Genomic DNA, 24,332 nt, shown 5'->3' with positions numbered 1-24,332 from the left:
CTTTAAGGAGTGGCTATGAAATTAATAATTGATGAACGATTAAAACATAGATTAATCGGTATTGCTGTTATCATTTCTATCGGAACTATTTTTGCTCCAGCGCTTATAAAAACCTCAAGCCATCGGTTTGATGAAACCATTTCCATTCAATTGCCGCCAAAACCTCTTGCACCAAAATTATCTATGCCAGAAAAACAACAAACCTTTCAATCTATTGAAGTAGCCCACGTTGAGATACCTGATATTCCAACCGAAACTAAATCATTAGCAAACAAAACTCAGCTTAAAGCAGAGCCTATTAGTACTTTAAATGATTTAAAATCGACTATTGTTACGGCTACTAAAGAAACACTCAAACCTAATGCTCAAATTGCCAGTAATTCAAAGCCTAAAGTAATTGATTATAAAGCAAAGCCTAAAATTATGAGTGTTGCTACAGCTTCGGCAAAACAAGTTGCTAATAGCTATATTGCGCCTGCTAAAATTTCTGCTACTAGAGCACTCAATGCGAAAAAGACTTATAGTACAACAAAACCAAAAGTTGTTAACGGTGCTAAGCTTTATACGGTGCAATTAGGTATGTTTTCACAACAAAAAAATGCTATTGCTTTGGTACAAAAATTAAAAAGTAAGGGATATGCCGCTTCTTATAATAAAGTTATGAGTAAAAAGGGAGTTGCTTATCGAGTAATAGTTGGACAATTAAGTCAAAAGCAGCAAGCAATTCTTTTACAACAACAGCTAGCAAGTGCAATGCAATTAAAAGGCTTTATTGTGAATACAAGGATTAGTTAATTATGCAATGGAATTGGGTTGATTTAGCGATTATTGGTATTATTGCACTTTCGATATTAACAGGCCTCTTTCGTGGTTTTGTAAAAGAGTTAATTGCACTTTGTGTATGGGCCATAGCGCTTTGGGTTGCTTTTCATTACTCTCATGACCTTGATCCTTTAATACAAAAATATATTCAAGATAAAACAGCCAGAAGTATTATTACTTTTGTGCTATTAGTCATTGCAACAATTATAATTGGTGCAATAGTTAATACATTGCTTGGTTTTCTCCTAAAACGTTCAGGATTAAGTGGTACTGATAGATTATTAGGGATGGTATTTGGTTTTGTAAGAGGAGTTTTTATCGTAGCCTTAATTATGGTTATGGTTAAAATGACTTCTTATCCTTATCAACAATACAGTACTCAATCACAACTATATGCTCGTTTTGATCCGGTAGTAAATTGGCTTTCTAGTTTAATGCCTGATTTAATTAATAAAGTAAAATCGATAGCGCCAAGCCAAACTGTTGATAGTTTTGTTAATGAAATTCAATTAAGTTAACTTATTTATGTATGCAAAATCAATTAACTCATTAGCTAAAAGTAGCAATTTTTTTCAACAAGCCAAAGTAGACCAATCTAACCAACATCTACCAGCTAGAACTGCTGATGAAATTAAGAAAATGGCTAACCTTTTAAATAGTGAACGAATTATGCTCATATTTGGCCACTATAATGTAGAACTAATTTTACAAGAAAATAGCATTCGTGTATCGAATTTAAATTCTAACGGCGTAATGCGAACTTGTGCAATTGTTAATTTCTCTCTATCAATTCCAGATTGGTTACAAAATACTCATAATAAAATTTACCAAGGAGAATCTATTGGTAAAACAATTAAAAACGGTGGGTTTAATTTAAATAAAGAAGATATTTATTTTGGTCTTGCCAAGTTACCTAAGTTTGTAAAAGATAAGATGGAAACTAATGATGCTTCAGCTGCTATTCACCTCTATCAATTAATTGTTGAAAACCCTAAAAATGGGGAATCAATCGCTTATTGCACGATAACTGAAGTCCATAGCCCTTTATACTTAACGCTAGAAGATTTGCACCAACTGTCTCCAAAAGGCTTTCAGAAATACAATATTTTAACAAATTCAGTGCAAAAATATCTTGATGAGTTTATTTCACTAGATAAATGGGTCGGTCAGTCATCTAGCAATATTACTTTAGCATGAATAGACGTATTTCTCTCATAAGAGAAATACGCAATCATTACATACTAATATAATTAGGCCCGCCACCGCCTTCAGGCGCTGTCCAGACAATATTTTGCTTAGGATCTTTGATATCACAGGTTTTACAGTGAATGCAGTTTTGAGCATTAATTTGTAGGTGTGGCCCAGTTTCGGTTTCTACAATCTCATAAACACCAGCTGGACAGTATTTCGTCTCAGGTGAAGCATATAGACGGTAATTAACCTCAATAGCTAACTCTGGTTTACGAAGTTTAAGGTGAGAAGGTTGATTTTCCTCGTGATAAGTATTAGTTAAAAATACTGAAGATAGACGATCAAATGTTAAGACCCCATCTGGTTTTGGGTAATGAATTTGCTTACTATTTTGAGCAAGTTTTAAAGTAGTATTATCAGCGTGATGTTTTAATGTCCAAGGCACGTAACCTTGGGTAATAGTTTCTAAAACACCATTAGCTAAGCCTACCCATAAGCCATATTTAAAGCCTGGACGAATGTTGCGCACTGAATATAGTTCTTTTGCAAGCCATGATTCTTTAAATTTTTGCGGATAAGCTGTTAATTCGATTAATTTGTTTGTTGTTTCTTTGGTTAACTGAAGTGCCTCAAAGCAAGCTTCAGCAGCTAATAAGCCAGACTTCATGGCAGCATGAATACCTTTAATTTTAGGCACATTTAAAAAACCAGCGGCATCACCAATCAAGGCGCCGCCTGGAAAAGTTAATTTTGGTAACGCTTGCCAGCCACCTTCATTAATAGCTCGAGCACCATAACTAATTCGTTCCCCACCTGTTAATAATTCGCGGAAAAAAGGATGGGTTTTTAAGCGTTGCAGCTCACCAAATGGATTAAGCCAGGGATTTTCGTAATCTAGGCCAATAACAAAACCTAAGGCTACTTGATTATCAGCCATATGATAAAGAAATGAGCCGCCATAGGTTTTTTGGTTTAATGGCCAACCAAAGCTATGTATTACTTTGCCAACTTGATGTTTTTCTGGATTAACTCGCCAAACTTCTTTTATGCCTATACCATAGGTTTGTGGTTGCACCCCATGCCTTAAATTAAAACGATTCATTAAGTTTTGACTTAACTGACCACGACATCCTTCAGCAAAAAGTGTTTGTTTAGCATGTAGATGCATACCAGGTTGATAATTGTTTGTTTTATTACCCTGTTTATCAATACCAACATCTCCAGTAGCCACACCAATGACTTCACCTTGTGGATTATAAAGAATATCGGTAGCCGGAAAACCTGGATAAATTTCACAGCCTAAGGCTTCTGCTTGTGTAGCTAAAAATTGACATAACTCGCCTAAACTAATAATAAAGTTGCCATTATTATGCATTTGAGGTGGTTTAGGAAAACGAATAGCATGCTTTGCCGTTAGTAAATAGAAAATGTCTTCTGTTACAGGCGTGTTTAATGGAGCATCCTGCCATGTATCAGGCAATAATTCTTTTAAACTTCTAGGTTCAAGTACGGCACCAGAAATAATATGTGCTCCTATTTGGGCGCCTTTTTCTAAAATACATACAGTGATATCGGTATTAGCGAGAGCGGCTAATTGTTTTAATTTAATCGCAGCAGTTAAGCCAGAGGGGCCACCACCAACGATGATAACATCGTATTCCATTGTTTCATGTTCCACGCCTAATTCCTTTCAAATACAAAAACAAAATGATCGCTTGTCTTATGTATAAGATCAAGTTTTAATATTAGACTTAAAGTATGTTCTAATCTTGACTTATATCATTTGACTGATTTGGTGTGTTAACTATTAAAGGCATGTCGTTTTCTGGATGAATTTGCTTTCTAAGCGCCTCCATTCGTCCCATTCTAAAAAAGATTTCCGCCATTAAATACATAGGAGCTATCAGTGCTTGCCAAAAATTATTAATTAAAGCAGGACGTCTACCTTCAATAAAATGGCCTATTAATTGAAAGGCCCAGCCCAAAATAAAAAGAATAAGAAACGCCCATAAAGCTCTTTTGGTTGGGCCTGCCCAACTTATCAAATCAGCAATCCATACCATAAAAGTAAAAATAGGTATTAATATAAGGCCTAAACGCCAATTTAAAAAAAGATAATAAAGAAGAGCGATTACTGTGAAAATATCGGCAAATCCAATATTTATAACACCTGGAACTACGATATGAAAAAAACCTAAAAAAATCATTAAGGAGAAAATAATAAGCGGTACACCGATAAGGTGAGTATAAAAAGTAACAGGCTCTTGATGGTATTTTGCATAAAATTGAGCTTGCTCCACAAACGATTTCATTTTAATCATCCTGAAAGTTTAAGTAATAGTTAAATTAGATTTATTAATGAATACTATCCAGTAAAAATTAGAGTATATCATTTGTTATGACGCTTATATATTTATACTCTACTTCTTCTCCGTAATCGAGTGCCACTTACTTTGTTTAAGTTTATGCAATTCTTGCAATTTTAATATCACCAGTAAGTGGCAAAATAGATAAAAGCTACGTTAGAGTAATTAACCTATAAATTTCATTTCCAATTCTTAGCTAAATCCTGCAAGTACAATTTTACCTACTGAATGGCTTTCATCAATTAAATAATGAGCACGTTTGAGATTAGTAGCATTAATAACACCAAATTCTTCATTTAAAGTTGTTTTTATTAAGCCTTGATCAACTAAGCGTGCTGTCTCATTTAAAATTTCATGTTGGCGTATTAAATCTGTTGTTGTAAACATTGAGCGGGTAAACATAAGTTCCCAATGAATTGATATGCTTTTTAGCTTAAATGCTTTAAAATCCAAATTTTTAGGATCGTCAATAAGCGCAAATTTTCCTTGCGGTTTTAAACAATCTATTAATTCTAGGCCGTGCTCATCGGTATGCGTTAAACTAATTACATAATCTACTTCATTTAGACCTAATTCAATTAATTGCGGCTTAAGTGGCTTTAAATGATTTAAAACATGATGCGCTCCATTATCTTTTACCCAAGCTTGCGATTCGGCTCTAGAGGCTGTTCCGATGATGGTTAATGAACTCAATTGACGTGCTAGTTGAACTAGGATAGAACCAACACCTCCGGCGGCACCTGTAACAAGAAGAGTTGCTCTTTCATCTGTCTCAATAGCAAGACGGTCAAATAAGAGTTCCCAAGCTGTAAGAGTAGTTAAAGGCAGGGCTGCTGCTTGACTATAGGAAAGTGTTTTAGGTTTAAAACCAACAATTCGCTCGTCAACTAAATGATATTCGCTATTACATCCTTGCCGATTTATTGCGCCTGCATACCAAACTTCATCGCCAGGTTTAAACAAACTAACCTTTTCACCTACTTCTGTAACAATTCCAGCAGCATCCCAACCAAGAATTTGATATTGATTTTCTTTAGGCTCTACCATATAAGCACGTGCCTTACAGTCAACGGGATTAACTGCAACAGCTTTGATTTCCACCAGCAAATCATGACCTTTCGCTTTAGGCTTGGGTAAATCCATATCTTCCAAAACCTCAGGGGTACCAAGTTTTTTATAGCCAATTGCTTTCATTCTTTACTTTCCTTTCCTTAATTTTGTAAACAAGTATTTAAATTAAACCTATAATTATACTTAAACGTAATTAGAGCTTAGGAGATTAGTATGAAATGGATGAAATTTCTAGGGACTACTGTTTTATTAGTAATAATGGCAACTTCATATGCAGCCAATAAGGCGATGACCATTAATCTTAAGCCCACAGATAATGAATTCCAAGTAGTATTACCCGCCAATCAAACTACAGGCTATCAATGGACATTGCGTAACTATGACCGTTCTTTGCTACGGTTAGTTTCTAGTAAGTATAATCGCCCTGATACCAATCTTATGGGTGCGCCAGGTACAATGGTTTTTACTTTTGCAATTGAACCAAACGCATCACGGCCAAAAGCTACAGCGCTTGTTTTTAGCTATGCTAGATCCTGGGAAAATCAAGGCGCAACCTTGCAAACTGTAACAGTTAATTTTCAAAATACGCCTGTAACTCAATAATCCAGTAACTGCAGGTTGTATATAAGACACTATCTTAGCTACCTTATTTATAAATAAGGTAGCCTTTCAAACTTTAATGTCGTGGCTATTGATACTTCAGATATTACCCAGATTAGGCTCCAATTAACTATTTTCCTTCTCTTTTACGAAAGGGTAAATAGCGTGGTTCCCAAAATAAATCATTTACTACTTTTTCTAAATCAGCTTCTTGATTTTGTTCTGCCAAATTTTCCTCGATTGCAGCTTTTGCTACTGCAACAGCAATATATTTAGCGACAACTTGTGCATCATCTAAAGATGGCAAGAGAGGGAGGAAACTGTCTTTTTTACTTGGGGCAAATTCACTTAACGCTTGAGCGGCGGCCCAAATCATTCCTTTTGACAATCTTAAAGCTTGAACAGCTAAAACACCTAGCCCAATACCTGGGAAAACTAATGCATTATTACACTGAGCAATTTGTATTAAGCGATTTTGATATTCTATAGCCGGAAACGCAGTCCCTGTTGCGATGAGGGCTTTACCTTGACTCCAACTTAAAATATCAGCAGGTTGTGCTTCACATTTCTCATCTGGATTTGAAAGGGGAAAAATAATTGGTCTATCACAATGGTTAGTCATTATTTCAATAATATCTTGTGAGAAAGCACCTGGTTGTGCTGAGCAGCCAATTAATATTGAAGGTTTAACATGACGAATTGTATCCGTTAAAGAAGGATATTGTTTATCATTAATGGTCCAATGGGCAATGTCTTTTAATTTTCTGGCATAAGGTTTCTGGGCATTTGTTAATTCTAAGTCGTTCTCCATTAAAAGACCTTGCCTATCAATTAACCAAAAATGTTCATAGGCGTCTTCTAAATTCATCCCAAGTTTAACTAAAGCATCTACAATTTGATCGCTAATGCCTGTACCGGCTGAGCCTGCACCGAAAACAACGATACAATGTTCATTTAACTTTTTGCCAGTTACTTCACAAGCTGCAAGTAAAGCAGCTAAGGTAACCGCGCCTGTGCCCTGAATATCATCATTAAAGGTACATAGTTCATCTTGAAATTTATCTAATATTCGTCTTGCATTCCCACGACCAAAGTCTTCCCAATGTAAAAAAGCATTTGGAAAATGTTTATGCACTGCTGTAACAAATGTTTCAATAAACCCATCATATTGTTCTGAGCTAATACGAGGGTGCCTACAGCCAAGATAAAAAGGATCACTAAGTAACTCAGTATTATTGGTACCTACATCAAGGAAAACAGGTAATGTACGCGCAGGATCAATACCGCCGCATAAACTATAAACCATTAACTTCGCGACAGGTATATCCATGCCGCCAATACCTTGATCGCCAATACCTAATACCCCTTCGCCATCTGTCACTACAATGACATCAATTTCAGGATTTGAGCGATTACCGATAATTTCTTCAATTAAATTTTTGTCAGAATGGGCAATATATAGACCTCTGGGCTGTCGGTATTCATGGCTAAACCGCTTAACTGCGGTACCTACAATAGGGGTATAAATGGTGGGTAGCATTTCGGCTAAATGGCGACTAACTAGTTTATAAAATAAAATTTGATTTTTATCATGTAAATTATTTAAATAAATATTTTGCTGCAAACTGGTTTTATAGCTTGAAAACTGTAAATAAGCACGCTTAACTTGCTCTTCTAAAGTCTCAACTCGATGGGGTAATTTTCCTAATAAGCCAAATTCACGTCGTTCATCAAAGGTAAAAGCAGTACTTTTATTTAATTGTGGTAAAGTTAGAAGCGCTTTGCCACAGATTGAAGTCTCTAAGTACAATTCCCCAGTTTTTTCATCACGGAAAATATCAAAATCAAGCATAATTATTATCTTTATAAATAAATTGCGTAACAATAGCCAATTGGTAGACTGAATTCAATGAACGTTGCTCCAAAATAATAAAGAATCGTCCATAGCAGAAGTAATTAACTAATGTTAACATCACTAATTTATAACCAAGGGGTTAGTATGGTTAAAAATATAATAGGATGCCTTCTGATGGTTTTTTTAACAAGCTGTATGGCCCATAACAAAGAATATTATCGTAATAATCCACAGGCTTTGCAAGCTGCTCTTAAACAATGCCCCAAAAAACAGCCAGCAACAGTAAGTTGTGAGGAACTTAGTGATATTGCGCAAGATTTAAATCGTTATGCCTATGAGCTACAATTAAATCCACAACAATTTGGTCTAAAAATCTTAAATTTGCAAATTCAGCTAGCAACGGTAAACAATGAATTAAGAAAAGGCAACTCAGAGCCTACTAATTTAAAAGATAAAATAGCTACAAGTGAACAAGAATTAAAAACCCGTTTAGCTGTAGTAAAATGGTTAGAATCACCAGAGACTAGATGATGAGAATCTTAGTAAGTAATGATGATGGTGTGCATGCGCCTGGAATTCATGCATTAGCGACGGAAATGGCTAAAATTGCTGAAGTTGATGTGGTAGCGCCTGATAGAAATCGTAGCGGCGCGAGTAACTCATTAACCTTAACTAGACCGTTGCATATAAGACGGCTTGATAATGGCTACTATAGTGTTGAAGGTACCCCTACAGATTGTGTGCATTTAGCTTTAACCGGGTTTTTAGATTCTATAGCAGATATAGTGGTTTCAGGCATTAATGATGGCGCTAATTTAGGTGATGACACACTTTATTCAGGTACTGTTGCTGCTGCCGTTGAAGGTCGATACTTAGGCTTTCCGGCGCTAGCCTTCTCTATGGTTGGCGATAACATTAAACATTATGATACAGCGGCTATTATTGCTCGTAAGTTAGTTTCTAATATGCGTGCTAAAATGCTAGCTCCTCAGACAATTTTAAATATCAATGTACCTGACTTACCCTTAAATAAAATTAAAGGTTTTAAAATAACTCGTCTAGGTACACGACATGGTGCAGAGCCAGTTGTTAAAGATGTCGATCCGCGAGGCCGTCCTATTTATTGGATTGGGCCACCAGGCATAGAAGCAGATGCAGGTCCTGGTACTGATTTTTATGCTGTAAGCCAAAATTATGTTTCAATTACGCCACTTCATTTGGATATGACTCATCATAAGGTGTTTAATCAATTAACCGATTGGGTTGACCAGATAGAAATAGCTTAATTTCAAGAAATTATAATTTTCTTATTTTAACTAACGCTAACTTATTATAAAAATCATCATGCGTAAGTCTTATCTTTTTTTACTTTTAATATTAATGGGTTGCCAACAACAAAATTATTTAGCTCCAGTTGAAGAGCTACAATGGCACTCTTATATAGGCCGACCTGCAAGGCATATTGTTCGTTCAGGCGAAACTATTTATGCTATTGCTTTCCGCTATGATTTGGATTTTAGAACACTTCTAAAATATAACCATCTAAAAAATTCAAGGCTTTATATAGGGCAGGTTTTACATTTACCTTATTCTGCCCAAGGTAACTCAGCTTGGCAAATTGAGACTCAAGGAAGAAAGTCTGTTTTAGCCAGAAACAAACAACCTTTTAAACTTATGCGAAAGCCGCCTAATATTTATCCAACGGCTTCCAATAAAGCTACAGGTAAATGGGTTTGGCCCGCTTTAGGGAAAATTATTTCTAATTTTAACCCTCAATTAGGAAAAAAAGGCATAGATATTGCTGGTAGAAAAGGAACATTAATTTATGCAGCTGCTCCAGGAATTGTCGCTTATTCTGGAAATGGCCTAGCAGGTTATGGAAATTTGATTATAATTAAACATAGTGATCAATTCCTTACCGCTTACGGAAATAATTTAAATAATCGCGTGCAAGAAGGCCAAATTGTTAAAGCTGGCCAGATTATTGCCGACATGGGTATTGTGGATAGGAAATTTTGGGGGGTTCACTTTGAAATTAGAAAAGCAGGACAGCCAGTTAATCCAGTCGTTTTCCTGCCTAAGCTATAATTATTTTGGCATTATTTAATGTTTATGTTTAATAAAGTTTGCGATAAATAATTAATTTTCAAAGTAAACCAATTTCTCAGGAATGAATTAAACACAAAGGTGAAATCATGCAGGCAGATAACGATTCGATTAAAGAATCTGATTTACCAGATGAAGAATGGGTTGAGCCAGAAGACCTACTTGCCTCTGATGATTTAAGTTTAGATATTGATCCTGAAGAGTTTGAGCCTGACTTTTCTGATGAAGAAGCGTTTCCATCTTTTCAACGTGGCCGTCAAGCCAGCAAGATAATGGATGCAACACAATTATATTTAAGTGAGATTGGTTTCTCACCGCTTCTTTCTGCTGAAGAAGAAGTCCATTATGCGAAGCTTGCTTTAAAAGGTGATGCTAAATCACGTAAAAAAATGATCGAATCTAATTTACGCTTAGTTGTTAAAATTGCTAGACGTTATTTAAATCGAGGCTTGCCTTTACTAGATTTAATAGAAGAAGGTAATCTTGGGCTTATGAAATCAGTAGAAAAATTCGATCCTAATCGTGGCTTTCGTTTTTCTACCTATGCTACGTGGTGGATTAGGCAAACTATTGAGCGGGCTATTATGAATCAAACGCGTACTATCCGTTTGCCAATTCATGTTGTTAAAGAATTAAACGTTTATTTGCGTGCTGCCAGACACTTAACACAAAAATTAGACCATGAGCCTTCACCAGAGGAAATTGCCGATTTAGTTGATAGGCCACTAGAAGATGTACAAAAGCTTCTAGGTCTAAACGACAAGGTAACTTCAATCGATACGCCGATTGGCTATGATGAAAACAAATCTTTACTAGATACTATTCCCGATGAGAATAGTATGAATCCAGCAGAGCTGCTAACTGATGAGGATTTGCGAGTGCATATTGAGTCTTTGCTTGATAAATTAACTGAAAACCAACAGCAAGTGATCGCTAGACGCTTCGGCTTACGAGGTTTTGAGAAAGCAACTTTAGAGGATGTTGGTAAAGAAATCGATTTAACAAGAGAGCGAGTCAGGCAAATTCAGGTTGAAGCCCTAAAAACTTTGCGAGGATTGTTAGAGCGAGTTGGTTTAACGCAGGAAGACCTATTTTAACGATACTTAATTTTAACTAGGGGTTAGGGTAGACATCATTAAAGCAATACCTTACAAATTATTTTAGGCCTGCTAGTTAAATTTAGAGATTAAATAATTGTTACCTAGAATCATAGGTAACTGACCTATTAATTTAGCACATTACCAAATTTAATTTTCTAAAAGGATAAGATAAAGAATATATAAAATATAGTTGTTAAAAATTTACAGAGTAGGTTTTTCTCTTCTACACTAAATAAACGGGAAATAGAAAAAGGATATTTTTATGTTAAGTTCAGAAGAAGCAAAGCAATTATGGGATTTGGTTGAGCCATTAGAAACAGCGATGCTTGTCACCTATGAAGATAATATTTTGCAAGCTCGTCCTATGTATCTAGCTCAAAAAGAATTTAGTGGATCTTTTTATTTTTTTACAGAACATCCTACTGAAAAGACTGAAGCAATAGAGCATGCCCAAGAAGTATGTTTAGCCTTTAGCGGTATTAAGTCACAAACATTTGTATCAGTTTCAGGACGAGCGTCTTTGTGTCAAGATAAGCAATTAATTGCTAAATTATGGAACCCTTTTGTTGCTTCATGGTTTCCACAAGGAAAAGATTCCCCATCTGTGGCTTTAATAAAAGTCGATGCTTATCAAGCAGAATATTGGCAGGGTAAAGGGGCTAAGGTAGTACAATTATTTAAGTATGGTAAGGCTTACTTAACTGGTAAACGTCCTAATATTGGTGAGCATGGGCATTTATAAGTTAACTTATTTAAAAAAACTTATCAAATTGAGTACTTACGAGATAATAGCTATATTAATTTCTCCCTAAGTAAATTATGTTGGGCAAAGAAATATATTTTATAGGCTTAGCTTAGTATTCAATTTGATACCTTAAATAAGTTTCATTAGTATTATCTCGTGTAGTATTAATAGGCAATATTTTAGGGAAAAATTTATAAAACCTAAATCAACTCTACTTTATATAGCAATTGCTCATTATTAGCTCGTAAAATGGCTTTACCTAACCAGAAAAAATATACATCATGTGTAATTTTTTTTGCATTTCTTGCGAATATCCAAGCTTCAACTTCGTGGCATATATCATCGTTAATTTTTTTCTCATCTTGTTGTAGAAAAAAGGCAATTAACCATTTCATTTCTATACTTCCTGGAGCTGGCAACTGAATATAGGTGGTTTTAAGTTCCTTTTCAAAAGGAATAGCCTGATTAAGCAGGGCTGATTCTATTTCATCTGCAGTATAGAATTGTTCATTTGAGTTTCCTATATAGTGCTTAAAATGAGATTGAATTTCATAAATGCCACGTTGCCCCCTTAAGACGATTAAACCGGCTCCTGCACAATTTGCTATTTTGTTAACTATATAGGGCAGGTCAGGGGACCAATAAAGACATTGAGAAGCAATTACCCAATCAAAATGTTCTTCCTTTGGTCTTTGAATAAAGTAGTTTTCAGCAGTATCCATAAAGATATTAATTTGGGCGGGAATATCTAATTGATTCTTTGTATACCGTAATAAAGCCTCAAAGCTAGGATCAACACCAGTCAAGGAAATATTTGCTGGCATTCTGTTAGCATAGGCAGCAAATATTTTTTTTATTAGAGCACCATCATGGCAACCTAAATCTAAAATATTAAAAGACTCTTTGGGCGGAAAAAATCGCGCATTCATTAGATCAATAAGTGTGTTTTTTTCACTAGTATTAGCAAAGTAGGTTTTAAAGAATTCATTGCTATCATACATAGACATTTTATTTTTCCTAAGCCGTTAGACATTATATAAATAAAGATTATTTGGTGGTTGTAACCAATTGTTAGTGGGGTAAATAGTCCCTAAAGTTTCAATAAATTGGAAAGATAATGCTCTACGCATATAACTAGAATTATTTATTGGGCTGCAATGGATAAAATTGCCATGAAATAATAACGCATCTCCAGCTTTGATTTCTAAAGGAGTATAGTCATTATGCTCTGTTACAAAATCCGGGATATATACATCATTAAGTTGCTTAAATCGCCTAACCTTAGCTTGATGATTAACCTGTGAAACCCATTTTAAAGGCCACCGATTGCTGCCGATAACCCCATACATGCAAGCATTTTCTACGTAAGCATCGTCCAACGCCAGCCATAAGACTACCACTGAAGTAGGCTCAGTATATGCAAAAGTTGATTCCTGATGTGGTTTAACTTCACTACCTGAGCCCTTAGGATATTTAGGAATGTAAACACTTAAATGACAAATTGGTCTTTTAAATCCTATACCTTGCAATATTTTTATAAGCATAGCGTTACGATAAACTGTTTGTTGCATTTGAGAATATTTTTCTATGAGATGCATGCCATGACCAATTCTATTGATTACTCGTTTATTATTTATAATTTCATAAAATACATGCGCTTTGTGGCTAGATTCTTGGAAATAAGGTTCTGTCACATATTCGTTGAGTTGCGAATCTGACTTCATAGGATTTTTAGAATAAAAGCAAACAATTTCATTACCCCAATTTTGGATAACATCTAATTCTGCATCATATTGAATAGTTTTAATTTCAGTTAATAATTGGGCTAATTCGATTTGATTAATATAATTTTTGAGAACGATAATGCCATTTTGATTATAATTATTGACGGCTTGATCTAAGTTAGCTTGCAAATCAGCCAAACTATATTCTTTTAACCCATTTAGAGTGGTAGTTTTCATTTTGAGCTCCATTTTAGTTATTTACAAATGGAGGAATGATTTTTATATCTAAGCTAGGGTGCTTTTTTCGCTGGATGGTGTCATTTAATGGAGTAATTAGAATTTCTGTAGATGCACTAGCTTCAGCGCTAATAAGGTGACCACCAAAAACTTGAAAATCATCGCCAGCTAGAGCTACATGAATATGCACAAACCAATCATTATCTATTAAAGTTACATTGCCAGTTAAAGAGGCAATTTCATGGGCTTCTTGAAATAATTTTGTAGTATGCTGTTGAGTATCGCGATGATAAAAGCCAATTCTGACATTAGTTAAAGCACCAAGACCATTGATAATTGCAGATTTTAAATTAGCATAGGATACATAATTTATTATACTTTGAAATAAAGAATCGCCTTCTTTCAGACTTAAGATAAAAGGTAAGTTATCTGGTTGATTCATAGTAATAGCTCCTATTGTTTAAACAATAAGAGCCATCACCAAAAATTTAATGATAGGTTCAATCAGGATGACTCAAAGAGTATTGAACCTTAAAAATTTTCTTAATAAAAATTAGAGCAATTTATACTTGATATGTCAAGAATCATAAATAAATTACAGCAATTACCGTTAAAAATATAAGGCCAAGAAAGGGTTGGCTTACAAAAGACCTTTTAAACTACCCCCTTCCACTCTAATGTTTATGAATGCCCGCGCGAGTTTAGTGATAAATTACTCACAGTTTGGCAATATCAAATCCTCTCCAGCAAGCTGAGTAGTTTTGCTGCCGAGCAGGATGCATAAATGCCCTTTCACTAATTAACCATGGCATAGAGGTTTCAAACATAAAAGCAAGTGTATTCTCATAACGAGTAGGCTTTTGCTCGTCGTTAAGTGCATTTTTATAGGTTTGGCTATCAGGCCCATGGGCTGTCATACAATTATGAATACTAATTCCGCCAGGCAGGAAACCTTCTTTTTTAGCGTCGTACTGGCCTTGAATTAGTCCCATTAATTCACTCATAATATTGCGATGAAAGTAGGGCGGTCTAAAGGTATGCTCAGCAACCACCCAGCGCGGAGGGAAAATTACAAAGTCTAGATTAGCTATACCACTACTATTACTTTCCGAGGTTAATACAGTAAAAATTGAAGGATCGGGGTGATCAAAGCTGACTGTATTAATTGTGTTGAACAATGATAAATCATAACTGTAGGGCGCATAATTACCATGCCAAGCTACTACATTTAATGGCGAATAATTACTGCGACAAAGCCATAAGTGATGAGCTGATTTACAAATTAAAACAACAGGTTGATGAATGTCTTCAAAGGCTGCAACAGGGTAAAGGAAATGACGCGGATTAGCTAAACCGTTTGAGCCAATAATACCTAGTGAAGGAATTGTTAAAGGTTGTGCTGAGTTCTCAGCTAAATAGCCACAAGCTAAATTATCTTTTAATTCAACTTTAAACTTAACGCCCCGCGGTATAACTGCAATTTTTCCAGGGCCAATCTCGAGTCGGCCAAATTCAGTAAATAAAACAATATCTCCTTGATAAGGAACAAATAGCATTTCACCGTCATAATTACTGAAATAACGAGTTGACATAGACTGAGTACATTGATAGAGGTAGGCATTAACAAATTTATTTCCGGCAATATGAAATAGGCTATCTACAAAATCTATTTCGATAGTTGGCGCAGGAAAAGGTGACCAGCGAAATGGGTTAGGTGGCTGTAGAGTAATAAATTTCAATGCTGGTTCATGATGATAACTATAATCTCCTTGTGTAACAGAAGGTGCGGTACGATATAACCAGCTATGTAGATTAAGATGGCGAGGTCTTGTAAACGCGCTACCACTTAATTGTTCTGCATAAAGTCCATAAGCACATTGCTGTGGTGAATTTTGATTTTGTGGTAAGGCGCCAGCAATTGCCTCTGTTTGATGATGGTTACCAAATCCTGCTAACACAAGTTTTCTCCTTGTAACTAATTGCAGTATCTATTATTTGCTAATAGTTGCATTCTAAGACGTTTTATACAAGCCTTACAAATTATAAATAACTAAATTATTTCGATTTTTATTTTAGGAAACTAATTGATGACCGCTGTAGATAAATCATTCTTTTTAAAGTCATGACAGGATATAATTTAGTATTTATCGATTAGAAAGAGGTGGGTTATGGCTGGCCATAGTAAGTGGGCAAATATTAAATTTAGAAAAGGGGTCCAGGATGCCAAACGCGGTAAAATTTTTACTAAATTAATTCGCGAAATTACAGTTTCGGCACGTATGGGTGGTGCAGATGAAACAAGTAATCCTAGATTGCGAGATGCGATTATTAAAGCCTTAAAAGCAAATATGAAGCGTGATACGATAGATAATGCTATTAAACGTGGTGCTGGCGGCCTTGAAGGCGATAGTATGATGCAAATGCGTTATGAAGGTTATGGTCCAGGCGGAGTAGCCATTTTAGTTGATTGTCTATCGGATAACAAAAATCGTACTGTTTCTGAAGTGCGGCATGCATTTACTAAACATGGCGGTAATTTAGGTACTGATGGTTCTGTAGCTTATTTGTTTACCAAACAAGGCGAGATTTTACTTGCCGCAGGTCAACCAGAAGAAAAAATTATGGAAGTTGCTATTGAGGCTGGTGCTGAGGATGTTACTTCTGAAGAAGGACAAATTGAAATCATTACTACTACTGAAAACTATCATAATGTAGAGCAAGCCTTACAAGATGCAGGCTTTGAAATTGAGCAGTCTCATTTAACTATGCATGCTCAAACAACCGTTAAGCTTGACCACGAAACAGCTGAATCATTAATTAAATTAATTGATATGCTTGAAGATCTTGATGATGTGCAAGAAGTCCATAGCAATGCTGAACTTCCTGAGTCTTTATTCGAATCGACCCACTAATGAGTGTTATTTTAGGTATTGATCCCGGTTCTCGTGTAACTGGATATGGCGTCATTAAAGAGGAGAAACGTAATATCTACTATCTTGATAGTGGTTGTATTCGGACATCTGTAAGTGATTTAAGCATAAGGCTTTTACAAATATTTGATGGTATTTGTCAAATTATGGATGATTTTAATCCTGATGAGGTTGCTATTGAAGAAGTTTTTATGCATCAAAATCCTAATGCTGCTTTAAAACTGGGACATGCTCGCGGCGCTGCTTTAGTTGCAGCTGCATCGCACCGTATCAAAGTTAGTGAATACTCAGCTCGAGAAGTAAAACAATCTATTGTCGGCTATGGTGCTGCAGAGAAAGATCAAGTTAATCATATGGTGGTTCGTTTACTAATGTTAAATCGTCCACCGCAAAAAGATGCAGCTGATGCACTAGCTATTGCAATTTGTCACAGCCACATGCGAAATAGTATTAAAAATCAATTAAGGAAACGATAATGATTGGTTGGTTGCAAGGTAAGATTATTGATAAGCAGCAGCCGGGAAAGCTGGTGATAAATGTTCACGGTGTAGGATATGATGTTGAGACCTCATTACAAACCTTTTTTAAGCTTGATGGCGGTGATGATACTGTAAGCTTACATATCCATACAGTGGTTAGGGAAGATGCTTTCTTATTATATGGTTTTTCAGATAAGTTAGAGCGGTCTGTATTTAGAGCGTTAATTAAAATAAATGGAGTAGGCCCCCGGGTGGCTATAGGAATCCTTTCCAGTGTTACTCCTTTAGAGCTGATTCAGTCTATTAGCCAGAATAATACTAATTTTTTAACTAAGCTGCCTGGTATTGGTAAAAAAACAGCGGAACGTCTTATCATTGAAATGAAAGATATTGTTAATCAATTAGCTCAAAATGAAGTAATTTCTATCGCTGATCAAACTATGTTAGGTAATCAACACGAGCAACATGAAGCAATTTGTGCTTTAGAAGCCTTAGGGTATAAGCTGCAAGAGGCAACTCGAATAATTAAAAAATTAGATAATGGCTCAAAAACTTGTGAGCAATTGATTAGAGAAGCGCTACGTCAATTAGCTGTTCATAATGGATAAATAAAAAGCTATTATATTTTGGATTGTTACTTTAACTTTAAATGTTTAATCTTGATTTAAAGCTTAAATTATAACTTGAAAACTACAATTAAACCTTACTTAATCAGTATTTTAAATTTAAGACAGATAGCTAGACTTCTTAGTCTAGCTTCTAGATAGTGGGTAGTTAATTTTGTGAAAGACAGTTATTTCTTGTTACAAATTCTTTTTGCGCTTAATTGAAGCGGATTTGGTGTTTTAATATCCCATACAACGCCAATATAAGAAAGGATTTTAATAACCCCATATGAAAAATCAATTTGACCTTTCTTTAAGCCATGTTTAGCAGAGGATGGAAAGGCATGATGGCTGTTATGCCAACCTTCTCCTAAAGCTAAAATAGCAAATAGCCAATTATTTTTACTATTATCTGAGCTTTGAAAATCTTTTGTTCCCCAAACATGGCAAACTGAATTAATTGCCCAAGTTACATGCTGCTGTAGAAATACTCTCACTATACCGCATATAACTATCCCTTCAATAAACCCATACCAACTTAAATAGAGCAAGCCATTAATTATTCCTGGAATTAATAAGCCACTAAGTGCTATCACGCTGTAATGTCGATTAATAAATCTTATATCCTTGTCTTCTACTAAATCTCGTACGTAATAATTCCAGTTCTCTACTTTATGATTTAACATCCAGCCCATATGTGCATGTATAAGCCCCATTAACTTGAATTTGCCTTCCTTTAAAGGGGAATGAGGATCAGCTTCCTCTTCTGTATACTTGTGATGTCTTCTGTGCGCAGCAACCCAAAACAAAGGCGGGCCTTCATAGGACATACAGCCTAGGCATATTAATATAAATTTTGTAATACGATTTGTTTTAAAAGAACGATGTGTTAATAAACGATGAAAGCCAACTGTAACACCAATGACAGTAGCGCAGTAACATAAAATTAGAAGAATTAATGTCAACATGCCTATTTTAAAAAGCATTCCAGAAAATATACTGTATAAAAATATAATAAAAGGGATAAAAATTATCGAAAAACTATATATTTTTTCATTTCTTGTTAATTCTCTTTGCAAATTATAATTACTTGAAATCATACTACCAAGCCTTAAAACAACCATATCCTGGTTATTATAGACCATTTATTGATCAAATTATAAACAATATAGGCGTTAATTAAGAAAGAAATGTCATATATGAGGAGGGGTTGTTCGATTATTACATCAATTTAATGCTCTAAGTCATTTCTACTTAAGTTAATAGGAAAATACACGCGCACGATAAGGCCTGTACCTTCTTTAGGCGAATCTAATTCAACACGTGCGCCATGTAAGTCACAAATTTGTCTAACTATAGCGAGTCCTAGACCACTTCCAGTTGTTTTATTACCTAATACTCTAAAGAAACGCTCAAAGACCCGACTCTGTAACTCAACAGGAATACCAGGACCATTATCTTGAACTTCTAAAATAAGCTCCTGATCTTTTTGATAAACTTTAACTAAAACCTTGCCTCCATCTTTACAGTAGCGAATTGCATTATCGACAAGATTGCGAATTAAGATGCTAAGTGCTGTTGGGTTACCTTCAAATTTTGCTAGATTCTCATCATGTTCAAATTCAAGTTCAATTTGTTTTTCTACTGCGCTTGGCGCAAGCATTGCTAAAATTTCTCGAGTGATTTTGACTAGATTAACTTCGTCAAGATCATTAATATTTGCTGCCTCAGGAACTAATTTACTCATAGTTAAGAGTTGTTGGACGATATGCGTACTGCGATTGACGCTAGCAATTAATTTCTGTAACGCTTGATTTTTTTCTTCAATATTTTCTGTGTTTAGAGCTACTTGAGCTTGCGCTTTTAAAGCTGCAAGAGGTGTGCGTAATTCATGTGCAGCATCAGCAGCAAAACGTTTTTCCCGTTCAAAGCCTTCCTGAAGTCGATAAAATAATTTATTTAACTCATCAATAACGGGTTTAATTTCTTCAGGAACCTCCTGTAAATCAACTGGTTCAAGGTGAGTCGGTGCTCGGTTAGCTACTTCTTGCGCTACTCTATCTAAGCTATCTAAACCGCGTCCAATAATAATCCAAATTAACAATCCAGATAGGGGAAAAGTAAGTAACATAATATAAAGATCATCTTGAGCAATACGATGACCTAGTTCATTACGGGTATCATAACGCTCTGCAAGGACGGTACGTATACCAGCCTGATCATTATAAGTCGTAAAAACACGCCATTTTTGGTTAGCAATAAGCTTATCGCTAAAACCATCAATTTCAGCAGTTAAAGGAATTTTTGGTGCGGCAGAGGAATGAAGTAATAACTTACCACCGTTTGTCCATACTTGAAAATTAAACTTATCCAGGTAATTCTTAGGTGGTAAATCATTTAAGAACCGACGCTGATAAAAATTTTCAATTTTTTGCGGTATAATTTCTAAATTTTCTTGAATTTTAGTTAAGGGACGTTGATGTACATCATCTCCTAATAAAGCTTGATAGGAGAGAGCTGATATAGCCATTAATGTATCTAGGTGTTCCTGGATATCCTTTTGATCTAAATAATAATTACCAATAGCTGTTAAGGTCGTTGTAATGGTAATAGCTAATAATAAATTAATTAATAAAAATTTACGTATAGATGATTTCATTAAGCGTGATGGCTCTCATTTTTTTCTACCATATATCCTACCCCACGGATGGTGCGAATAAAATTAGCATTAAGTTTTTTACGTAAATTATGAATGTGAACCTCAAGTGCATTACTATCTACATCTTCATCCCAGCCATAAATACTTTGCATCAACTGCTCGCGTGATAAGACTTGGCCGCTGTTTTCAAGTAATTTCTGTAAAAGGGCAAATTCACGACGTGGCACGTTAACTAAAACATCATCTACGTAAACTGAGTGCGCAGCTGGATCAAGTGTAATATTGCGATATTGTAGGATGGAATCTGCACGTCCTTGAGAACGTCGCGCTAAAGCCCTTACACGGGCACTTAGTTCATTTAAATCAAAGGGCTTGATAATATAATCATCGGCACCACTGTCTAAACCTCTAACTCGATCTTCAATAGATTCTCTAGCAGTAAGAATAATAACTGGTGTTGAGTTGCCGTCACTTCGAATCGATTGTAAAAAACCTAAACCAGATAGTTTAGGCAAGCCTAAGTCTAGAATAATTAATTCAAATGATTCAGACTTTACTGCAGCTCGAGCAGCTTCTCCATCTTTTAGCCAATCGACTACATAGCCAAATTGGGTTAGTCCTGTTTTTACTGCATCGCCAAGTAACTCATCGTCTTCAACTAGTAACAGTCTCATCGCTGCTCCTTTGTCTGTTTATAGCAAACTTTGAGAAGAGTCAGAAGCACGCGGCTCTTTCTCTTTATCTAATACATGCCGTGTTAAATAAAATGCTTGTAAAAAGACAAATATTAAAGTTAAACCTGCTCCACCAAATAATTTAAAATTAACCCATACGTTAGTATCATAGTTATAGGCTATATAAATATTAGCAGCGCCCATAAGTAAAAAAAACAAAGCCCATGCATAATTTAATCTAAACCATATTTTTTCTGGTAAGCTGATATTACCGTCCATAATTTTTTGAATTAATGGTTTACTGGCAAAAAAAGGCGAAAGCATAAAGACAATTGCGGTTAGCCAGTAAATGCCGGTAGGTTTCCATTTAATAAACCAGGGATTATGAAAAAACAAAGTCGCACCACCTAATACTAGTATGACGGCTAAGCTAAATAAGTGCATTTTCTCATATCGTTGATGCCTTAGCCTAAAAAAGATAACCTGGAGTAGGGAGGCAACCATAGCAATACCCGTGGCAGTATAAATGCCAAAGAATTTGTAACCTATAAAAAAAAGAAGTACTGGAAAAAAGTCAAACAGTAATTTCATAATATTTAAAATAGTATATTAATTAACTAATTATAACACATGATTTGCCGATAACTTACAAGTACAAAATAGAATTTTATGTTTTTGCTATTTGATTAATCTTTAAATTTTATTATCAAAAACATTAGAAGATGGTTTATCCTACCTTGACGTTGTCCTATATAGGATACATTTGTACTAAAAAATTTCTAGGCGAACGTATATTAGTTGCGAAAATAATTATTAGAAGCATTTAGCCTATTAATATTTTTTGGCCTGGTTTTAAATAGTTTTTATTAACTTTAGGATTTAGTCGCTCAAGCGTTGCTACTTTAGTATTATGTTGTTTTGCGATACTATTTAAACTATCACCCGCAAGTACTGTGTAAATACCTGGATTGATTGCTTTACGCCAAATAATTAACTGCTCACCTTTAATTAAGGACTGCTTTGCAGCTAAGTTATTCCAGGACTTAATATCTGTTGTTTTAATGCCATACTTTTTTTCGAGACTTTGAAATGTCTCACCAGGTTGCACTATGTGAATGACTTTATAGGTTTGTATTGTTGCGGGTCGATCCGCAATAATAGTAGGCGCAGTTTTCGGATCGGCAGTAGGCGCATTACGGGTACTTGGTAGAAGAATATATTGACCTTTCTTAAGTTTGTCTGACTTTAATTGATTAAGCTCGCGTATAAGCTTTGCAGTTGTAAAATAGCGTTGAGCAATTGAATTTAGGTTATCTCCAGCCTTAACCTGATGACGTGTCCAACTTACACGTTTATCTTGAGGGAAATTAGCTAGATTACGATTAAAATCTGCTACTTTGTTAGCTGGAATTAATAATTTAAACGGTTTATAAGGAGCTGTTGCCCAACGGTTAAAGCCCGGGTTTAGCTTAATTAAATCTTTATAAGAGATACCTGCTAACTTAGCCGCGTGATTTAAATCTATTTGGCTACCAATATTTACTTCCTCAAAATAAGGGGCGTGTGGAATATAGGGCAAGGTCATATGATAGCGTTCTGGGTATTTAATAATTTCAGCTAAAGCCAGTAGACGAGGTACATACAATCTAGTTTCACTTGGTACAGGTAAAGACCAAAAATGGATATGGCGTGTTTGACGACTATTTTTTATAGCGCGTGAAACAGTTCCTTCCCCGGAATCATAAGCAGCGATGGCTAAAATCCAATCCCCATGAAAAAAGTGATTTAAGTAGGCAAGATAATTTAAGGCAGCGCTGGTAGATAAACCAATACTGCGGCGGCCATCAAACCACCAATCTTGTTTTAAACCTAATTCACTGCCGGTGCCTGGCATTAATTGCCATAAACCTGCAGCACCTGCACCAGAATAAGCAAAAGGGTCATAGGCACTTTCAATCATAGGTACAAGAGCAAGCTCACCAGGCAATTTTCTTTTTTTTACTTCATTTACTATGTGATAAATATAAGGTTCTGCATGAGCTAATCTTTGGATATAGCCTGGATGTGACATTAACCAACGTAATTGTGCTTGGACTGCAGGTTGCGTAATTTCATGATTAAGTGAAAATTGACCACGCAAGACATCCCATACGGTAGGGATGGCAGCACTGTGAAGTGGATTAAGAAAGCAGAAGCTCAATAAAAAAAATATATTTAAAATTATTCTTTTAACCTTCAATATTAAAGCCTGGGTCTTGCCAAAAGTGTTACAAGTGTACTCGATATAATATTGAGGAGAAAACCTTTTTTTAAGTTAAAAGCTGCTCAAATTTTCAAATTTATGCCTTAAATCAACTAAAATTGTCCTTGTTTTTTCTTATTTGTTTAAAGATGGATAGTAAATCTTCTGAGTGGCAGCCATGCATTTTGGCATAATTTTGCACCTGTGGTTCACTTAATCTTAAAAAAGGATTAACTTCTTTTTCTAGTTCCATTGTTGAAGGTAGTGAACAAGTATGTGGGTCTTTATTTAAAGTTTGCTGGTATTGCTGAATGGCTAGATTGTGAGGTTCAACGGTGGCGGCAAAACGCAAATTTTGTCGCGTATATTCATGACCGCAGTAAATTTTTGTTTGATCTGGTAATGTTTTAAGTAATAGCAAAGAATTTAGTAGCTGCTCATAAGTGCCGTCAAAAACTCGACCACAGCCTGCAGAAAATAAAGTATCGCCACAAAATAATAACTGTTTATTAGTTTCAAAATAACAAATATGGCTTGAAGTATGGCCAGGGATACTTAAAATTCGAAATTGCCAGGGTTCAAGCTCAATTAATGTATTATGTCCTAAAGTATGATGAATGACAGGTATTCTTGAATCAGCTGGACCATAGCTAAGCACATTTGGATAAGCTTGACATAATTCGACTACCCCGCCAATGTGATCCATATGATGATGAGTAAGTAATATTGCTTTAAGGGTAAAACCGGTCTTGTCCAAGTAATCTATAACAGGTTTGGCATCACCTGGATCAATACAAATTACATTACCAATAGTATCAATTAATAGCCAAATATAATTATCTTTAAAGGCTAAAAGAGGCGTAATTATCACAGTAATCCTTACCTAGATTATTAAAACGTGTATTTAATTTACATTAGAGCTTTTT

The 24,332-nt window shown here is 35.3% G+C and carries 26 protein-coding genes; 12 read left to right on the top strand and 14 right to left on the bottom strand.

The features are described from left to right. The first annotated feature begins 15 nt into the window (after positions 1-15). From ACNVED_RS08720 to ACNVED_RS08710, 3 genes are read left to right on the top strand one after another with little or no spacing between them, the layout of a single operon-like run. Positions 16-795, top strand: coding sequence for an SPOR domain-containing protein (locus ACNVED_RS08720; RefSeq protein WP_419418638.1), 780 nt, complete (start codon positions 16-18; stop codon positions 793-795). 2 nt (positions 796-797) lie between these two features. Beyond that, complete coding sequence (locus ACNVED_RS08715) at positions 798-1,340, top strand: CvpA family protein (RefSeq protein WP_419418637.1); 543 nt, start codon at positions 798-800, stop codon at positions 1,338-1,340. A 7-nt stretch (positions 1,341-1,347) separates the two neighbouring features. Next, the gene (locus tag ACNVED_RS08710; RefSeq protein WP_419418636.1) at positions 1,348-2,019 is read left to right on the top strand and encodes a hypothetical protein; all 672 of its coding nucleotides are present in this window, start codon (positions 1,348-1,350) and stop codon (positions 2,017-2,019) included. Positions 2,020-2,056: 37 nt separating this feature from the next. Here the strand turns inward: ACNVED_RS08710 and ACNVED_RS08705 are convergent, their stop codons facing one another. From ACNVED_RS08705 to ACNVED_RS08695, 3 genes are all read right to left on the bottom strand, one after another. Continuing rightward, positions 2,057-3,691 carry an electron transfer flavoprotein-ubiquinone oxidoreductase gene (locus ACNVED_RS08705; RefSeq protein ID WP_419418635.1) on the bottom strand — a complete coding sequence of 545 codons (1,635 nt, stop codon included), beginning with the start codon at positions 3,689-3,691 and terminating at the stop codon, positions 2,057-2,059. Positions 3,692-3,776: 85 nt separating this feature from the next. Beyond that, positions 3,777-4,325: a DUF962 domain-containing protein gene (locus tag ACNVED_RS08700; protein ID WP_419418634.1), complete on the bottom strand. Its 549-nt coding sequence runs from the start codon at positions 4,323-4,325 to the stop codon at positions 3,777-3,779. A gap of 246 nt (positions 4,326-4,571) precedes the next feature. Then, positions 4,572-5,573: a zinc-binding alcohol dehydrogenase family protein gene (locus ACNVED_RS08695; RefSeq protein ID WP_419418633.1), complete on the bottom strand. Its 1,002-nt coding sequence runs from the start codon at positions 5,571-5,573 to the stop codon at positions 4,572-4,574. A gap of 90 nt (positions 5,574-5,663) precedes the next feature. On the opposite strand from ACNVED_RS08695, the gene ACNVED_RS08690 reads away from it, so the two are divergent. Further along, positions 5,664-6,053 (top strand): protease inhibitor I42 family protein, encoded by a 390-nt coding sequence (locus tag ACNVED_RS08690; protein ID WP_419418632.1) that lies wholly within the window; start codon positions 5,664-5,666, stop codon positions 6,051-6,053. A gap of 127 nt (positions 6,054-6,180) precedes the next feature. Here ACNVED_RS08690 and ACNVED_RS08685 read toward each other — a convergent pair whose 3' ends face one another. Continuing rightward, a complete protein-coding gene (locus ACNVED_RS08685; protein ID WP_419418631.1) occupies positions 6,181-7,902 on the bottom strand; it encodes an NAD-dependent malic enzyme in 1,722 nt (573 codons plus the stop codon). Positions 7,903-8,049: 147 nt separating this feature from the next. Here ACNVED_RS08685 and ACNVED_RS08680 point away from each other — a divergent pair, with 147 nt between their 5' ends. The 5 genes from ACNVED_RS08680 (at position 8,050) to ACNVED_RS08660 (ending at position 11,853) form a co-directional block, all read left to right on the top strand. Beyond that, positions 8,050-8,436 (top strand): hypothetical protein, encoded by a 387-nt coding sequence (locus ACNVED_RS08680; RefSeq protein WP_419418630.1) that lies wholly within the window; start codon positions 8,050-8,052, stop codon positions 8,434-8,436. Further along, positions 8,436-9,191: a 5'/3'-nucleotidase SurE gene (gene surE / locus ACNVED_RS08675; RefSeq protein ID WP_419421162.1), complete on the top strand. Its 756-nt coding sequence runs from the start codon at positions 8,436-8,438 to the stop codon at positions 9,189-9,191. The genes ACNVED_RS08680 and surE overlap by 1 nt, the downstream gene beginning before the upstream one ends. A 58-nt stretch (positions 9,192-9,249) precedes the next feature. After that, positions 9,250-9,993, top strand: coding sequence for a peptidoglycan DD-metalloendopeptidase family protein (locus tag ACNVED_RS08670; protein WP_419418629.1), 744 nt, complete (start codon positions 9,250-9,252; stop codon positions 9,991-9,993). 107 nt (positions 9,994-10,100) lie between these two features. Next, entirely contained in the window at positions 10,101-11,108 is a 1,008-nt protein-coding gene (gene rpoS / locus ACNVED_RS08665) for an RNA polymerase sigma factor RpoS (protein WP_419418628.1), read from the top strand. A 265-nt stretch (positions 11,109-11,373) separates the two neighbouring features. Then, positions 11,374-11,853 carry a pyridoxamine 5'-phosphate oxidase family protein gene (locus ACNVED_RS08660; protein WP_419418627.1) on the top strand — a complete coding sequence of 160 codons (480 nt, stop codon included), beginning with the start codon at positions 11,374-11,376 and terminating at the stop codon, positions 11,851-11,853. A gap of 203 nt (positions 11,854-12,056) precedes the next feature. Here the strand turns inward: ACNVED_RS08660 and ACNVED_RS08655 are convergent, their stop codons facing one another. From ACNVED_RS08655 to hmgA, 4 genes are all read right to left on the bottom strand, one after another. Continuing rightward, entirely contained in the window at positions 12,057-12,863 is an 807-nt protein-coding gene (locus ACNVED_RS08655) for a methyltransferase (RefSeq protein WP_419418626.1), read from the bottom strand. An 18-nt stretch (positions 12,864-12,881) separates the two neighbouring features. Then, entirely contained in the window at positions 12,882-13,817 is a 936-nt protein-coding gene (locus ACNVED_RS08650; RefSeq protein WP_419418625.1) for a phytanoyl-CoA dioxygenase family protein, read from the bottom strand. A gap of 13 nt (positions 13,818-13,830) precedes the next feature. Next, complete coding sequence (locus ACNVED_RS08645; protein ID WP_419418624.1) at positions 13,831-14,259, bottom strand: PPC domain-containing DNA-binding protein; 429 nt, start codon at positions 14,257-14,259, stop codon at positions 13,831-13,833. 274 nt (positions 14,260-14,533) lie between these two features. Then, entirely contained in the window at positions 14,534-15,775 is a 1,242-nt protein-coding gene (gene hmgA / locus ACNVED_RS08640) for a homogentisate 1,2-dioxygenase (RefSeq protein ID WP_419418623.1), read from the bottom strand. Positions 15,776-15,985: 210 nt separating this feature from the next. Here hmgA and ACNVED_RS08635 point away from each other — a divergent pair, with 210 nt between their 5' ends. From ACNVED_RS08635 to ruvA, 3 genes are read left to right on the top strand one after another with little or no spacing between them, the layout of a single operon-like run. Continuing rightward, positions 15,986-16,729, top strand: a complete 744-nt coding sequence (locus tag ACNVED_RS08635) for a YebC/PmpR family DNA-binding transcriptional regulator (protein WP_419418622.1) — start codon at positions 15,986-15,988, stop codon at positions 16,727-16,729. Further along, on the top strand, positions 16,729-17,223 hold the full coding sequence (ruvC, locus tag ACNVED_RS08630; RefSeq protein ID WP_419418621.1) for a crossover junction endodeoxyribonuclease RuvC: 495 nt from the start codon (positions 16,729-16,731) through the stop codon (positions 17,221-17,223). The genes ACNVED_RS08635 and ruvC overlap by 1 nt, the downstream gene beginning before the upstream one ends. Beyond that, positions 17,223-17,834: a Holliday junction branch migration protein RuvA gene (gene ruvA / locus ACNVED_RS08625; protein ID WP_419418620.1), complete on the top strand. Its 612-nt coding sequence runs from the start codon at positions 17,223-17,225 to the stop codon at positions 17,832-17,834. The genes ruvC and ruvA overlap by 1 nt, the downstream gene beginning before the upstream one ends. 185 nt (positions 17,835-18,019) lie before the next feature. Here ruvA and ACNVED_RS08620 read toward each other — a convergent pair whose 3' ends face one another. The 6 genes from ACNVED_RS08620 to gloB form a co-directional block, all read right to left on the bottom strand. Then, positions 18,020-18,976: an acyl-CoA desaturase gene (locus ACNVED_RS08620; protein WP_419418619.1), complete on the bottom strand. Its 957-nt coding sequence runs from the start codon at positions 18,974-18,976 to the stop codon at positions 18,020-18,022. Positions 18,977-19,062: 86 nt separating this feature from the next. Next, complete coding sequence (locus ACNVED_RS08615) at positions 19,063-20,490, bottom strand: ATP-binding protein (RefSeq protein WP_419418618.1); 1,428 nt, start codon at positions 20,488-20,490, stop codon at positions 19,063-19,065. Next, a complete protein-coding gene (locus ACNVED_RS08610; protein ID WP_419418617.1) occupies positions 20,490-21,164 on the bottom strand; it encodes a response regulator in 675 nt (224 codons plus the stop codon). Before ACNVED_RS08610 ends, ACNVED_RS08615 begins: the two co-directional genes overlap by 1 nt. An 18-nt stretch (positions 21,165-21,182) precedes the next feature. Beyond that, positions 21,183-21,755, bottom strand: coding sequence for a septation protein A (locus tag ACNVED_RS08605; protein WP_419418616.1), 573 nt, complete (start codon positions 21,753-21,755; stop codon positions 21,183-21,185). Between the two features lie 232 nt (positions 21,756-21,987). After that, a complete protein-coding gene (locus tag ACNVED_RS08600) occupies positions 21,988-23,403 on the bottom strand; it encodes a LysM peptidoglycan-binding domain-containing protein (RefSeq protein WP_419418615.1) in 1,416 nt (471 codons plus the stop codon). Positions 23,404-23,515: 112 nt separating this feature from the next. Further along, on the bottom strand, positions 23,516-24,277 hold the full coding sequence (gene gloB / locus ACNVED_RS08595) for a hydroxyacylglutathione hydrolase (protein ID WP_419418614.1): 762 nt from the start codon (positions 24,275-24,277) through the stop codon (positions 23,516-23,518). Positions 24,278-24,332 lie beyond the last annotated feature (55 nt).

Origin of the sequence: Legionella sp. D16C41 (assembly GCF_048541585.1) — a bacterium.
Classification (GTDB): Bacteria; Pseudomonadota; Gammaproteobacteria; order Legionellales; family Legionellaceae; genus Legionella_C.
This window is presented reverse-complemented; position numbering and strand designations above follow the sequence as displayed.